We start from the raw sequence: 15,562 nt of genomic DNA, 5'->3' as shown, positions 1-15,562 counted from the left end.
AATGCCTCTGTCGGCGCTCTCCTACGCGGTACCGACTGCCATGTCATAGAGGGTGCCCGCCGCCGTGAACAGCAGGCTGGCACGTACCGGCCGTCCCGGCCAGAGGCGGGCAACGCCTTCGGCATAGAGACGCAACTGTTCGTCGTAGGGCTCGGCCAGCTCGGCCAGATTGTCTTCGCAGGCCCGGTGGTGGGTCTTGTAGTCCACTATCCACAGTTGTTCGGTGGACACGATCAAGCGATCGATAATGCCGTGGACGACGCAACCGTCATCCAGGCGATAAGCGATCGGGACTTCGCAGAAGGCCTGGCACTCGGGACCGGGGTGGAACAGCGGTGCCAGGTCGGCCCGCTTCAGAAGTGATTGTGCCTCTTCCCACCAGGAACGGAACTCCGGCTCCTGTGCATCCAGGCCGAATTCCTGGCCCACCGCCTCGTCGCAACGAGGATTGCCTTCCCCGACCAGCAGTTCGAGCAGACGATGGATCACCACGCCGCGCAGCAGCGCATCCTCCTCCATGATTCCGGCCGGACCGCCGTGGGCAGCTGCCCTCACCCGGCTACTGGGTGACACCTCAAGCGGCAGAGGCGGCGGATCGATGGCGCGTCCCAAAGCGGCCGGAACTGAAAGGGGACTGTTCTCCCGGGTCCGTATCTGCACTGGCGGCGGGTCGGGCCGTTCACCGCTCTCGAGCACGGGTGGAGCGATGGTCGCCTCTTCAGTGCCCAAAGCCGTCTCGAGCAGGCCGTACCATCCCAACTCCTCGCCACGTCGGGGCCGGCAACCGGAGATGAAGAGCATTTGCCGCGCGCGGGTGAGTGCCACATAGAGCAGATTGGCCTGTTCGCGTTGCTCGGCCGCCTTGTCCACGTCCAGCTGGTTTCGTGTAATCGTATCCTGCTGCGCCTTGCGGCCCACCAGCAGCAGTCGTTCGGGGCGGGGTGCGCCGGCGGGCCAGTCCACCAGTGCCCGGAACGGGGAATCGTTTTGCCGCACAGCGGCGGTATCGGCCAGGAAAACCAGCGGGGCCTCGAGCCCCTTGGCCGCATGAATGGTCATCACCCGTACCCGTTCACCACCGCAAGCCGGTGCCTCATCCGGTGCTTCACCGGTAAATTCCCGGAGTTGGGAAAGCCTGGCGACAAAGCTGGTGAGGCTCGGATAGCGACCGGCATCGATCTCGAGTGCCAGTTCCAGGAAACGTCCCAGATTGGCACGTATCCGTGGCTGCAGATGTGCCGGGAAGGCCGCTTCGTAACGGGAAAGGACATCCCCCTCGCTATAGATGTGGTCGAGGAGGTCGTGAATGGGCAGTCGCCCGGCCAGACAGCGCCAGGCAGTCAGCAGTCGATGGGCACGTGCCAGGGGGGCGCTTGGGGGAAGTTCGTCGGCGCTCATCGCCAGTCGCTCCAGCCAGCTACCCTTGCCGAGGGCCAATGTGACCAGATCAGTGTTACTGCAACCGAAAAGGGGTGAACGCAAAACGGTTGCGATGGACAGATGATTGTAGGGCGTGATGAGTACCTCCAGCAGGGCCACGAGGTCGCGTACCTCCAGCGCGTCCAACAACGTACCCCGATCCGCCCCGACGTAGGGGATGCCGGCCTCGCGCAAAGCGGCCTCGTAGGCTCCGGCATGGGTCCGGCTGCGGACCAGGATGAGCACATCCCCGTAATGCATCGGGCGGGCCTCAGTGCTGTTCCCGACCGGTGTACCATCGGTAATCAGTGCGGCGATACGCGCGGCGATTTGTTGGCCTTCTCGCCGGTAGCGGCCGTCGTTGGCAATGCACCTCGGTTCGGTCAGGGGATCCCGCATCCGGTCGCTCTCTTCCGGCGGTTCGCCGCCCTCGATCTCTTCTACCAGCGGCAGCATTTCCACGCGACCCCAGAGATCGTGGTGAAACGTATCGTGCTCGGTGAATTCGGCCAGGCCATCGGCCAGGGGACCCTCCGACCCGAAAACCCGGTTGACGCATTCGATGATCGCCGTGGCCGAACGGCGGGAGACGTGGAGGGTATGGCCGTGGGCGGCCATGGCACTGCTCAGCCATTCATGTGCCGCCGGCAGCAGGCGCGGGTCGGCACGGCGGAACCGGTAGATGGACTGTTTGACATCGCCGACCAGGAACACACTGCGGCGTCGCTCGCTCTCACCCGCCGCCATCTCCTCGAGCAGCGGCAGCAACAGACGCCATTGGGTGGGGTTGGTATCCTGAAATTCATCCACCAACAGGTGATCAATGCGCTGGTCGAGTTTGAACTGGACCCAGTGGGCATTGTCCGCATCGCTTAGCAGCCGGTAGGCACGCCACTCCAGGTCGGCAAAGTCGAGTAGCCGCTGCTCCTCCTTGAAGCGCTGGAAGTGCCCGACAAGGCGTTCACCCAGGCGGTACCAGGCCCCGGTGGCCGCCGCCGTATCCCGGCGGGAGAGGGCGTCCCGCACCCTCAACACCTTCTCGCAAAGCGAGGCGTGGAGTGCCAGAAAGCGCTCCTGGCCGGTTTCGGTCATTTTTTTGGCCTGGCTCTGGCTGGCCTTGCGTGAGCGCTGCTCGCCATCCTTTCGCAGGAAGGCCGTAGCGGCGGCTTCGAAGCGGGCTTCGAGCGGGGCCTCGTCGTGGAGCGCCATGCCCAGCCCCTCGGCGAGGTTCGGATTATCACGAATCGGATGGCGCAGGAGAAGTTCCGCAAACTCCCGTAACTCCCCGGCGTGTGCCTCCAGGAAGCCAATCCGGGGATCGAGGTCATCCGGATCACTCTCCAGGTGTCTGGCCGCCTCCGAGACGGCCCACGCGACGGGTTCATTCTGATTCTCGGTATAGGCCCACCAGTCGCTGCGATGACCGAGAAAGTCGGTCAGGGCGCTCCCAAGGCCGTCGAGACTGCCGCAGTAGTTCAGCAGCCGCTCAAGGTCCTGTCCCACTGCCCCATCCGGTTCCGCCGTGGCTTCCGCCATCAGATGTTCCCAGGCTGCACGCTCCAACTCTCCGGTGCGCTCGATGAGTTCGAAGCCGGGTGGCACATCGGCCTCCAGCGGAAACCGGCGCAGAACCTCCTGACAAAAGGCGTGAAAGGTCGTCGTCCTGACCGGTTGACGCGCCCTCAGGATCCTTTCGTAGAGCCCGCGTGCACGCCCGCGGGTCTCGGTATCCGAAGGCGCTCCCATCATCTGCAGCAGTTTGCCCTGCCGCGGATCTTCCGCGCAGGCGAGTTCGAACAGACGCTCGTTGAGGCGTGTCTGCATCTCGGCAGCGGCCTTGCGGGTAAAGGTGATGGCGAGGATCGCGTCGGGCCGCACCCCGTCCAGGAGCAGCCGCACAAGGCGGGTTACCAGCAACCAGGTCTTACCGGTACCGGCCGAGGCCATTACGGTGGCGTTGATGCCGGGTGAGCCGGCCGAGAGCGGATTGGTCATTCGGCAAGCATACGGACAGGACCGGTAACGGTAAACCGTCCGTCATCTCTGTCTGGAGGTGCGGGAAGCAAAGCCAGAGGTGGAGTGCGCAAGCCGCCTTGCGCACTCCACCTCTGCATTTTGCACCATCTGTGTAGGACAGATCTGATAATGCTGTAGGTAATTGCGGGCAATCCTCGTCATGGTTGTGGACGCAATGCCTTGAATTTGCACAAAAGCTTCGGACGGGAGGAGGATGAGGGGGTGAAAACCACTTTTTTTACCGGGTTGTTGTCGCAGTCTTGGGTGCTAATCTTCGGTCAAAGGGAATTGACGTACCAGCCATGGACGGCGTGCCGCAGGGAAGCGGTAAACCAGGGAAGGATCAGAACAAGCGGCCATGGAATGGCCGAGCAAGTTGCCAGGAGGCTCCACCACAGGGATGGTGGTGAACGGCACGGAAGCCGAAAGGGTGTTGAGAGGGCGGAAAAACCGCCCTTTCTTTATTTATGTGGCACTCGCCCCTCCCGCTGTTTCTCGCGCGATCGTTGGCAAGCAATCGATTCCGTTCTGTGTCTCTTCAGTGGTGACGGGAGTCTGTTTCCTGTTGTGGCTCGCTGTGCCATGCCTGTCGGCGGCAGAGTCCATCCATCGGACAGTATCCGCAGGTTTTTTCGTCGCCCCAGGCGGGTACCTCCGCCCCTGACTGCAGACGTTCGAAGAGTTCGGAAAGTCGCACGTCGATGGCGCTCTTCAGGGTGTGCAGTCGATCCCCCTCCAGGACGGCACGGCTTTTCACCTTCTCCTTGCCCAGCTCCAGGTACTCCACCTGTTCGGTCGCCATTCCCGTTTCCGCCTCGGCCAGCAGGGCGTAGCAGGGCAGCTGCACTGCTTCGCCCGCCAGCACATCCGCATCGGATGGCACCCGTCCGGTTTTGTAGTCGGTTACGGCAATCCTGCCTTCCGCTGCGTCAATCCGATCCAGCCGACCCTGGATGATCGGGCCATCGGCGGCCTCCCGCCGGGCGCTGACCTCCGCGGAATGTACTCGCCACTGTGCGTCGCGCCGGAGTTGCCAGTCGATATAGGCGGGAATCACTCTGCGCCAGCGCTCCAGCCAGCCCCGGTGGAGGAAGTTGTCCTCCAGATCGTCGGCGAAAGCGGCTTCGGCAATCTTCTCCAGCTCAGCGATGGCGCGATCGCGATTGGCCCTGGTTACCGGGGAACCGAACGGTCCGGGCATCCCTTCGACACCCTTGTGGAAAGCCTCCAGGCAGCGGTGGACTCGCTCGCCGTAGTCCGACTTTTCAAGAGCTTCGCGGATGGCATCGGGCGGCGCAAGGTGCAGCAGGCGCGCCGCGAAAAACTGATAGGGACAGTCCATCAGTTGCTGATAACCGCTGGCGGAGAGGGTGCGGGGGAGCAGGGCCGCTTCGGCGCGGGGTCGGGGTGCGCTCTCCGTCGTGGGCAGTGGGGCGCTGCGGTTTACAACCTCCGCCTCCGGTGAGCGGACTAGCCACGCGAGATCATGGTCGTCGAGACCCTCGCCATAGGCGAGCTGATGGAAAGCCTGCAGGCTCTCTACCCACGGGCTGGTTGCCACCGGCTCGCCATCCTGCTCACGGCGGCAGGTCACAAGGACCCGGGGCGCGGCCTCCAGCAATCGCCGGAAGTGGTAAAAGCGCTCTCTGCACTGTGCATCGCCCTCGGGCAATCCCAGGTCCCGCCGTACCGCGTCGTTGAAAAACGGCGATTGACCGCCATTGCCTGGCAGGTGATCCCGCTCGGCGCCGGCCAGCACGAGGGCTTCATAGTGCCCGAGTACGCTTTGGGCCAGGTCGGTGAGAACTACCGGGCTACCGCTTACCGGGGGACGGAAATGGGTGTTTTCCAGGCTGGTGCCCATCCAGGAGCGAAGCTCGGTCCAGTGCAGTACGGTCTCCTGTTCTTCGGCAGCCCGCTGCAGCGATGCCAGGGTCTGCAGCACCCGGGCACCGGCCGCATCCTCTGCCAGCGCCGCGCTTGCGCCGAGCCGCTCGAGACTGTGCAGGAGGGCCTCCAGCACCTCGGCAGGCGGGTTCTCCGTGCCAATAAAACGCTGCAGTGGTTCGGCAGCCTGTCGCAGGTGCTCCAGCAGTTCGGCGACCGGCTGCAAGGCAGCGCCGGCAGCACCGGGCAATCGGTGGCGCCGGTATTCGAGTCGGCGCTGATAGGCGGCAAGGCCCCGGCCGACGTTTTCATGAAGGATAACGTCGCGCTCCAGGCGGTAGACCGTGGCGAGATGGCTTTCGCGCCGCTGTTCCGGTACCAGAAATGGCGATTTGAGCAGGTCCAGCAGCGCCAGATAGGGGAAGTCTTCCTCCATGCACTCCAGCCAACGCTCCACCAGGGCGGCGGCACTGGTGGTGGAGAGGGCCCAGCCGCCGCGGTCCTGTATCTGAATACCGGCGCGCTCCAGCAGTGCCCGTACACGGCGGGCCAGGCGACGGTTCTCGGTGACGACCGCCAGGCTCTGTTTCCCCTCCAGCAGCCAGCGGCGTATCTGCAACTCCACCGAACGCGCCTCCTGTTCGGCGTTGTCGGCCTGGTACACGACCAGTCGGCCGTTTGCGGGTGAAACGGCCTGGGTGGTGAGGAATGCCTCCGCACGTTCCGCCAAGTCCCTGGCGCCATCGCTGTAGCCTGCGAATACCGTGTCGAGGAAGCGCGTATAAGCCGAATTGCAGCGGAGTGCCTGGTCGGGGTTTCCACCCAGATTCTGCAGCAGTGCAGAAGGAGTGGCATCGGGGTGACGCGGTGCGGGAGCATGGCCACGACCATGCACCACAACCGTGACCGGCCGACAGGCGGCCAGGCCGGAGAGCCATTCCACTTCGGGGACCTCCAGCACCGGGAAACCCGCGAGATAGACGGGGCCGGTATCCGTGGATGCCTGACTGGCGCCCAGGCGCAGCAGATCCGCAGTGGCACGATCGAGACAGCCGCCCGCAGCCAACTGCTCATGCCAGGCGTGCCAGAGCGTATGCACCAGCCGTGCCTCCATTCCCAGTGCCGAAGGGAATGCGTCATCACTGCCGTAGGCCTGCACCAGCCGATCGGTAAAGGTTTGCAGGTCCATGGACACTCCCACCCGCCGGCGGGTCATGTCATCGAACAGCTTCAGCAGACTCTCCGCCAGTGCCCACAGGTTGGCCTTGCCGAACAGGGTGTGGTGACGGCGCAGGGCCTCCACCAGCATCAACTCCCGCTCGGCCTGGTCGAGGATGCGGCGGTCGGGGATGGCAAAACCCGCCAGCCAGTCCGAGAGGCGCGTAACCCGGGGGCCGAGTAGTGCAGCATGGCCCGCTTCGGTGGCACGCTCCAGCAGCAGGCGACGCAGCCGGGGCCCGGCGTCGAGATCCGGCACCAGTACCAATACTTGCCCCAGCACCGGCAACTGCCCATCGGCATCTTCGAGTATCCGGTTGGCCAGCAGGGCCAGCGGGTCGTGCGCGTAATCGGCCTGTAGCAGGCGGGGGTGTGGCGGCATGCGTCAGCGTTCCAGGTATTTCAGTTTGTCGGGAACCCCGTCCCACTCCGTGGCATCGGGAGGCGGCTCTTTCTGCTCCGATATCACCGGCCACTCCCGGACCAGCTCGGCATTCAACTCGAGAAAATGTGTCTGGTCTTCGGGTAAATCATCGTCGGCGAAGATGGCCTCTGCCGGACACTCCGGGACACACAGGGTACAGTCGATGCACTCTTCCGGATCGATGGCCAGAAAGTTCGGGCCTTCGTGGAAGCAGTCTACCGGACAGACATCCACGCAGTCGGTGTACTTGCAGCGAATGCAGTTATCGGTCACCACATAGGTCATAAGGTTCTCCGGCTGTCCTGAATACGTATGGTTAACAGGGTAAACGCATACTCACAAGCTTGGTGCGTGGCTCGCTTCAAAGCAGGTTGCCCTGATCGTCAATGTTAGCCGCCGCGGCCGTCGGCAGGAGGTATGGTAGCGTGATCGGTTGCCCCCTGCGCAAGCGGAGGAGCACCGGTGATCCGCCTCGAAGGGCCATGGTTATCAATACTGTCTACCCTTATTCAAGAGTGTACACCTGGCGTGCCGGGATCAGTGCCACGATAGCGGCCGCCAATATCTGCCCCGGGGCGGCCTATGCTCTTTCTTCTCAACGTCCATGATACCGATGGTGCACGGCGTCAGCACATGTAGCCCGGCCCCCCTGAGGAATCCTTCCTGGTGTTCGACAGGGCCGTGTCGGGCCCGATACCCCCGTGACGGGATTTCGACGCAGGGGTGCGCCTCCTGTCGGAGGCAGTATTACCCCGATGGTGATTCCGTTGGTCTCTCCACTCTTCTGGTGTTTCTCTCTCTTTGCCTGTTACCCGTTTGGTCCGCCGTGGCGGACCCGGGTGCCCGTTTCGTGGTGGGATTCGCCCAGGATAATCTGGACAACGACTGGCGCCTGGCCCAGGTCGATGGGTTAAAGAGGCGTATGGCCGCGTATCCGGAAATCGAGTTTCTGGTCACGGATGGCCGTGGCAGTACGGCTCAGCAAATCAAGGATATCGAAGATCTGATCAGTCTGGATGTGGATGTGCTCGTCACCAGCCCGCGCGATAGCAGGGCAATGACGCCCGTCCTGTCCCGGGCCTTTCAGCGGGGGACGCCCGTGGTGCTGCTGACCCGCCGTATCCAGACCGACGATTACACCACCTTCATCGGAGCAGACGACCGCGCCATCGCTTCCGATGCCGCCGAATATATGGTCGGGAAAATGAACGGTACAGGGACCATTCTAATGCTTCAGGGCGTTCCCACTGCCACCACCGCCATCGACCGCACCGAAGCTTTTCTTGACGTGACCGCGGATTATCCGGATATCCGCGTGATAACGAAAGTGGGCAATTATCTGCGGGCAGACGCTGCCGTGGCCGTGGAGGAGCTTCTTTTTCAAGGTTGGCGCTTCGATGCGATTTTTGCGCAGAGCGACAGCATGGTGCTGGGGGCGCTGCTGGCTCTGGAGAAGGCCGCTATCGATCCGGAGCCGCTTGTGATTGTCGGTATGGACTATATCAGTGAAACGCGCGAGGCGATTCGGGCCGGAAAACAGGATGCCTCGTTTGTCTATCCGACCTCTAGCGAATCGGCCGCGCGGGCGATTCTGGCCATTCTCGAGGGGCGCGAAGTACCGAGGAGAATAACGCCCCCCAGCATTATGGTCACGAGGGATAACGTCGATACGGTAGAACCGATATTTTGATGAGCCGTACCCGCTGCTGTTCGGCCCCGAATCAGTGACGGACGTTCAGCCGTCATTGAGAGGAGCCCCGGCGACGCGGCAATCTGGGGTTTTGGGAGCAGGAGATTACTTCGTCGCTCAGGCTCCTCGTAATGACAGCGGGGGCAAGTTCATCAGGAGGAGCCTATGACCTTTCGACGCTTCGGGTTGCGGCACAAGCTGGTCGCTCTCATCGTGATGGCCCTGGTCTTCGCGTTGGGCGTCGCAGGTTTCTGGCTCAGCTACATCCTCGGTACTTATCACAGGGATCAGGCCCAGGCCCGGTTCATCGAAGCGTTCGGGTCTATTGTCTCCAATCTGGAACGTTCGGAACTTCGATTGGAGCGTGATGTGAATGTGCTGGTCCAGGATAGTGACGTGATTGCCTCGGCCAATATGGTTTCCGGATATGCCTCGGTCGAGGATTATCAGGCCGTCATTTTTGATCCCGAAAAGAGGAGTATCGCCCGGGAGTTGGAGAGTGTGCTTCGTGTCACCACGACCGACCAGCTTGCCGTCTATCAGGATACGGGAGATTTGATGGCCTTCGGTTTTGAGGAGGCGGATGGCATTCGGGTCGGGATTATCTCCTATGAAAATGGCCATCCCGTAGTGATGATCTCTGACGATCTCGCTTCATGGGAGGAAGGGGAACTGCCTGCTTCTTTGGCGCGCACGCGCTCATTCAATGGTCTCAAAGAGACGGAATATCAAAGTGTCGGGGCCGGGCTCATGGCGGTTACGGGACAGTCCATCCTGCGGCGCTTCCCCGGGGGGGCCGAAAGCACCGTCGGCTACCTGGTCGGCGCTGCGTTTGTCGACGAGGGTTTTGTCGAAAATATTGGTCGGGAAACTCAGGTGGCTCTCACGATCTCGGTTCCCGGAAGTGAGCCGATCGGTGAAATAGCAGGGCTTGCGCAGGTGCCGGAGTTGGAACGGGTGCCGGTACTTGAGGAGGCTGCACGAGGGGTTAGGTTGACTGACCGTGAGGATTTCTTTCTGAGTGCTGGCTACCTTCCACTTGCTTCCGGCAATCAGGCCTACTTCCTGCTGGGCCAGCCGAAAGATGAGGTCCACGCGCAGATTCGGAGAACCCGTACCGTGGTGCTCGTAGTGCTCGGCCTTTCGGCACTGCTGATGGTTCTACTGGGAACGGTGATTGCGCGCCGCATAATTTCGACGCCCCTGGAACGGTTGGTTTCAGCGGTCGAGGAGTTGCGCCGCGGCCACTATGGGACCGTTGTGCGTATCGAGTCCAGGGATGAAATCGGCGAACTGGCCGACGCCTTCAACGTGATGTCCGAGACCATTCGGCAGCGCGAAGGGCAGCTCAAGGAGAGTGAAGCCAATTACCGGCGTCTCATCGAAACCTCGGAAGAGGGAGTGTGGGTGACCGACGCGCATGGGCAGACGGTGTTTGTCAATCCGACCATGGCCGGGATGCTTGGTACGACCGTGGAATCGATGCAGTCATCATCCCTGTTGGAATTTCTCGATGAATCGCGGCAATGGGCGGAATACCAGCTTTTGCTGCGGGCACGCGGCTCCCCGGGGCCGCGTGATATTTGCTTCCACAGGCGGGATGGTCGGGAACTTTGGGCCATCGTCTCCGCAAGCCCGATCCAGGACGATCAAGGTCGTGTCACCGGAGCCCTGGCAATGGTTACCGACATTACCGAACGTAAACGTAACGAAGATACCAACGTACTGCTGCAACGCATCAATCAACAGGTTTTGGAGGGCATGGAGCCCGATGATGTATTGCGGGTGGTCTGTGTGGAAGTCGCACGGATGTTCCGGTTTCCACTGGTGTGGGTGGGGCTCCGGGAAGATGATGGGAGGGTCACGATTGCCGCACAGGCAGGGCAAAGGAAGGATTATCTCGGTCAAATCGAAGTGCGGTGGGATGCCGGCCCGAAAAGTCGTGGACCGACGGGGTATGCCATCCGCACCGGTGAGGCGCGCACCACCAGGATCACTGCTCCTTCCAGTGCAGTCTGGCGGGAAGCCGCAGAAGAGTACGGCTTTGCCTCTTCGGCGGCAGTGCCGTTGATTGCGGTGAAGGGTGAAGTGATCGGGGCACTCAACGTCTATTCGCAACATGCCGACGCGTTCTCGCCACCGGCCATGCAGCGACTCGGTGATCTCGCCAGCCGGGTAACCGTTGCCTACATGCTGTCCGTCGACCAGGCAGATCTCCGCTTGCAGGGAGCGGCCATTCAGGCCGCTGCCAACGCCATCCTGATTACCGATCCGGATGGCTATATCGAGTGGGTCAACCGTGCCTTTGTCCGTCTCAGTGGTTACCGTCAGAGCGAGGTCATTGGCAAGAAGCCGAGCCTGCTGAAATCGGGTCGGCATGACCGCTCCTTTTACGAGTCGCTGTGGCGGAAGATTCTGCGCGGTGAAGTCTGGCAGCATGAAGTGGTGAACCGGCGCAAGGACGGCAGCCTTTATACGATCGATCAGACGATTACGCCGTTACTGGACGAGGACGGCAGCATTTCTCATTTCATTGCCATCCAGGAGGATGTGACCGCCAGGAAAGAAGCCGAGGCCCACATTCGCTATATCGAGCAATATGACCGATTGACCGGATTGCCCAATCGGATGCTTCTGCTCGACCGCTTGCGTCAGGCGCTCGCTCATGCCGAGCGTAACCGCCGCCAGGTCGCAGTGGTTCAGCTGGATCTGGATCGCTTCAAGGATATCAACGATAGTCTGGGCCCCAGTGCCGGCGACGAGTTGCTCAAGCAGGTGGCGCAGGTATTGACCCAGTGCGTTCATGCCGATGATACGGTCTCACGCCAGGGCGGCGACGAATTCACGTTGCTGCTGGACAGCCTGCGGGATGCCGATCAGGCGGTTGATGTTGCCCAGAGAATCGTGACGGCGTTTGTCCGGCCCTTCGAAGTGGTGGGAGAGGAACTCTTTGTCACCTGCAGCATGGGAATTGCGCTCTATCCGATAGATGCCCAGACGCCGGATGGTCTCATCAAGGCCGCTGATACCGCGATGTTCGGGGCCAAGGCGCAGGGCCGCAATAGTTACCGATTCTTCACGACCGACCTCAACGTACAGGCGACTGCCCGGCTGAAGCTGGAAAACGCGCTGCGGCGCGCGCTCGAACGTGAAGAATTTATACTCCACTACCAGCCGCAGATCGATGCAAGCAGTGGCCAGATCCTCGCTGCCGAGGCACTGATCCGTTGGCAGAGTCCGGAGATGGGCCTGGTTGCTCCGGAACAGTTCATTCCCGTTGCCGCAGACACCGGCTTGATTATCCCCATAGGAGAGTGGGTATTGCGTAATGCCTGCCGAACGGTACGGCGATGGCATGATGCCGGTCATCTATTAGGGATGGCGGTGAATCTTTCCGCGATTCAGCTAGATCGAGGGGATATGGTTTGGCTGGTCGGTGACGTGCTGAAGGAAGAGAGCCTCGAACCGCACTGGCTGGAGCTGGAGATCACCGAAAGTGAGCTCATGCAGAGTCCAGAGGCCTCGCGCAAGACTCTGGGTCGGCTTAAGGATATGGGTGTGCATATCGCCATCGATGATTTCGGGACCGGTTATTCCAGTTTCAGTCAGCTGCGCAGCCTGCCGGTACATCGCCTCAAGATCGATCGTTCTTTCGTCGATGACATTTTCAGTGCGGATGGTGCGGCGATCACCGCCGCTATTATCTCGCTCGGCCATAGCCTCAAGCTCGAGGTCATTGCCGAAGGGGTGGAAAGTGAGTCACAACTCATCCGTCTGCGGGAACAGGGCTGTGATGGTATTCAGGGCTATTACTTCAGCAAGCCGCTGCCGCTGGAGGCTTTTGAGGCGCTGTTAAAAGGGAGTGAAAACCCGGGAGACTAGGATTTTGCGACCAGCGCTCTCTGCGTAAGCGATGAGTATCCAGAGTTAAATAGCTGTTCCGAACTCGTGTCCAACACACTTCTTTGGTGACATACCGAGATATATGTAGGAGCGGCGGAAGCCGCGATTCGGCTTTTCGCGACTTCCGTCGCTCCTACATGCATGGACACCAATTTGGAACGATTTGGAACATGTATTTAGCTGGACAGTCGTTTCAATCGGTAAAGCAGATCGAGTGCCTGCCGCGGGGAAAGTTCATCGGGGTCGGCTTCACCGAGTGCAGTAACTGCCGGGTGGGCTTCCGGCCTGGTGAACAGGGCCATTTGCCGGGCAGGGTCCTGTTCCGTTTGATGATACGCACGTTCGTTTTCCAGTTCGATGAGTTTGCTGCGGGCCTGCTCGACCACATGGCGCGGGACGCCGGCCAGCGCGGCGACCTGGAGTCCGTAACTCTGACTGGCCGGACCCTCTTTGACGGCGTGCAGAAAAACGATGCGATCGCCGTGTTCCACCGCATCGAGGTGGACATTGACAATGCCCTTGATGCTCTCGGGTAGTGTCGTCATTTCGAAATAGTGGGTGGCGAACAGGGTGAAGGCCTGCTTGCGGGACAGCTCCAGGGCACAAGCCCAGGCCAGCGACATGCCGTCGAAGGTACTGGTGCCGCGGCCGATCTCATCCATCAGCACCAGACTGCAGTCGGTGGCATTGTGGAGGATATTGGCGGTCTCGGTCATCTCCACCATGAAGGTGGAGCGGCCGCTGGCCAGGTCGTCCGAGGCACCGATGCGGGTGAAGATGCGATCGAATGGCCCGATGCGGGCGGACTGTGCCGGGACGAAGCTGCCGATGTGGGCGAGTAGCACGATTAGCGCGGTCTGGCGCATGTAGGTGGATTTGCCGCCCATGTTGGGGCCGGTGATGATCAGCATGCGGCGCTGGTCGTCCAGTTCGACACCGTTGGGCACGAAAGGCTCATCCATCACCTGCTCCACCACGGGGTGGCGGCCTCCCCGGATGCTCAACCCGGGTTCACCGTCCAGCGAGGGCCGGACCAGGTTCAGGGTGTCCGCACGCTCCGCCAGGTTGTTGAGGGCATCGAGCTCCGCAAGTGCCGAGGCGGTCTGCTGCAGGCGCGCCAGATCCTGGCAGAGGCGCTCGAGGAGCTCCTGGTAGAGTGCCTTCTCGCGGGCCAGGGCGCGTTCACTGGCCGACAGCACCTTGTCTTCGAAGGTTTTCAGTTCCGGGGTGATGTAGCGTTCCGCACCCTTCAGGGTCTGGCGGCGGATATAGGTTGCCGGGACCCGGTCGCTCTGCGTTTTTGTAACCTCGATGAAGTAGCCATGGACCCGGTTGAAGCCCACCTTCAGGGTGGAAATGCCGGTCTGCTCCCTCTCCCGCGTCTCCAGTTCCATCAGAAAGTTGCCGGCGTTCTCTCTGAGAGAACGCAGTTCGTCGAGGTCGGAATCGAAGCCGGGGGCGATGACGCCGCCGTCACGGATGACCACCGGCGGATTGTCCACCACCGCCCGGACCAGATGCTCGTGGAGTTCGGGGTAGTCGCCGAGTGCCGATGCGAGGCGGCAAAGCCGGGGTGCTGCCAGTCCCTCCAGTTCGCCGTGCAGAGCGGGCAGGCGCCCGAGGGCCTCGCGTAACTGGGTCAGATCCCTGGGGCGGGCCGTATGGATGGCGATGCGGGCCAGAATCCGTTCCACATCGCCGATGCCGCGCAGGAGTTCCCGCAAGCCGGTGAAGTGGTCGGTCTCCAGTAGCACTTGCACGGCGGCATGCCTTTCACCGACCGTGTGCTGGTCGCGCAGGGGACGGTTGATCCAGCGTCTCAGCAGGCGGCTGCCCATCGGCGTGGCGGTGCGGTCCATGACCCCGGCCAGGGTATGGGCGGCATTGCCGCCGAGGGAGGTCTCCAGCTCCAGATTGCGACGGCTCGCCGCATCCAGGGCGATCGCCTCGTCGTGCTGCTCCACCCGCAGGCCGCGGATATGGGGCAGGGCGGTGCGCTGCGTCTCCTGCACATACTGCAGCAATGCGCCGGCAGCGCCCACGGCCAATTCCAGGTGTTCACAGCCGAAACCGGAGAGATCCCGGGTGCCGAATTGCACGGTTAACAGGCGGCGGGCCGCCGCGCTCTCGAAATGCCAGGGTGGCAGCGGCCTTAGCCCGCGCTGCTCGGCGGGCAGCGGAAGCTCCACCCCTTCAGCCACCAGAACTTCTGCAGGAGTCAATCGGGCCAGTTCGGCGGAAAGGGTCTCCCTGTCTTCCAGTTCCTGAACCGTGAAGCGGCCACTGCCGACATCCATGGCGGCCAGTCCGAAGCGTTCGCCATGCATGGAGATCGCCGTCAGCAGATTGTCACGGCGCTCCTCGAGCAGCGCTTCGTCGGTGACGGTGCCCGGGGTGACGATGCGCACCACCTTGCGTTCCACCGGGCCCTTGCACTTGGCGGGATCCCCCACCTGTTCGCAGATGGCCACCGACTCCCCCAAGCGGATCAGCCGGGCCAGATAACCCTCCGCCGAGTGGTGAGGAACTCCCGCCATGGGGATCGGTTCGCCGGCAGACTGGCCACGATGGGTCAGGGTGATATCGAGCAGTTCCGCGGCGCGTCGCGCATCGTCGTGAAACAGTTCGTAAAAATCTCCCATGCGATAAAACAGCAGCAGATCCGGATGTTCTGCCTTGATGCGCAGGTATTGTTGCATCATGGGCGTGTGTCGGGTGTTGTCAGGGGCTTGGATGCTGGCTGTGCTCATGGGGATACTTTACCAGAGGTACAGGGCGTGAACAGGCCGGCTCCCGGGTGAATACAGGGGAGCCGGGCGGTTGCGCGTTCGTGGGGGGTCTGATAGCTATGGCTCTGAGTTGCGGCCATGGCCGATGGTGAGTCGCAAGCACCTGTGCAGGTATCGACGGTTGATTTTGCTCAGCGATGGCGTCGGAAGGAGGCTGTTTCAGAACCTGTCCCAAGGCCCCTGATCTGCCTCGGGTCTTCGCTCGGCTGGTCGACG

The 15,562-nt window shown here is 61.9% G+C and carries 6 protein-coding genes; 2 read left to right on the top strand and 4 right to left on the bottom strand.

Annotated elements, in window-relative coordinates; translation table 11 throughout:
* Window positions 1–21: 21 nt before the first annotated feature.
* From BLP65_RS01175 to fdxA, 3 genes are all read right to left on the bottom strand, one after another.
* Window positions 22–3,414, bottom strand: a complete 3,393-nt coding sequence (locus tag BLP65_RS01175) for a UvrD-helicase domain-containing protein (RefSeq protein WP_092991762.1) — start codon at window positions 3,412–3,414, stop codon at window positions 22–24.
* Between the two features lie 559 nt (window positions 3,415–3,973).
* Window positions 3,974–6,922: a PD-(D/E)XK nuclease family protein gene (locus tag BLP65_RS01170; protein ID WP_092991760.1), complete on the bottom strand. Its 2,949-nt coding sequence runs from the start codon at window positions 6,920–6,922 to the stop codon at window positions 3,974–3,976.
* A gap of 3 nt (window positions 6,923–6,925) precedes the next feature.
* Window positions 6,926–7,249: a ferredoxin FdxA gene (fdxA, locus tag BLP65_RS01165; protein ID WP_092991758.1), complete on the bottom strand. Its 324-nt coding sequence runs from the start codon at window positions 7,247–7,249 to the stop codon at window positions 6,926–6,928.
* 541 nt (window positions 7,250–7,790) lie between these two features.
* Here fdxA and BLP65_RS01160 point away from each other — a divergent pair.
* Complete coding sequence (locus BLP65_RS01160) at window positions 7,791–8,654, top strand: substrate-binding domain-containing protein (RefSeq protein ID WP_175452392.1); 864 nt, start codon at window positions 7,791–7,793, stop codon at window positions 8,652–8,654.
* A 165-nt stretch (window positions 8,655–8,819) separates the two neighbouring features.
* A complete protein-coding gene (locus tag BLP65_RS01155) occupies window positions 8,820–12,536 on the top strand; it encodes an EAL domain-containing protein (protein ID WP_092991754.1) in 3,717 nt (1,238 codons plus the stop codon).
* A gap of 197 nt (window positions 12,537–12,733) precedes the next feature.
* On the opposite strand, the gene mutS is transcribed toward BLP65_RS01155, so the two are convergent.
* The gene (gene mutS / locus BLP65_RS01150) at window positions 12,734–15,307 is read right to left on the bottom strand and encodes a DNA mismatch repair protein MutS (RefSeq protein WP_092991752.1); all 2,574 of its coding nucleotides are present in this window, start codon (window positions 15,305–15,307) and stop codon (window positions 12,734–12,736) included.
* Between the last annotated feature and the right edge of the window lie 255 nt (window positions 15,308–15,562).

The sequence above is a fragment of the Thiohalomonas denitrificans genome, assembly GCF_900102855.1.
Classification (GTDB): Bacteria; Pseudomonadota; Gammaproteobacteria; order Thiohalomonadales; family Thiohalomonadaceae; genus Thiohalomonas; species Thiohalomonas denitrificans.
The sequence above is the reverse complement of the archived record's forward strand: the minus strand, read 5'-3'. Positions and strand labels throughout refer to the sequence as shown.

Bases quoted from the DNA above. Each gene is read 5' to 3' on its own strand.
- BLP65_RS01175 (WP_092991762.1), bottom strand. From the start codon at position 3,414: ATGACCAATCCGCTCTCGGCCGGCTCACCCGGCATCAACGCCACCGTA.
- BLP65_RS01170 (WP_092991760.1), bottom strand. From the start codon at position 6,922: ATGCCGCCACACCCCCGCCTGCTACAGGCCGATTACGCGCACGACCCG.
- fdxA (WP_092991758.1), bottom strand. From the start codon at position 7,249: ATGACCTATGTGGTGACCGATAACTGCATTCGCTGCAAGTACACCGAC.
- BLP65_RS01155 (WP_092991754.1), top strand. From the start codon at position 8,820: ATGACCTTTCGACGCTTCGGGTTGCGGCACAAGCTGGTCGCTCTCATC.
- mutS (WP_092991752.1), bottom strand. From the start codon at position 15,307: ATGAGCACAGCCAGCATCCAAGCCCCTGACAACACCCGACACACGCCC.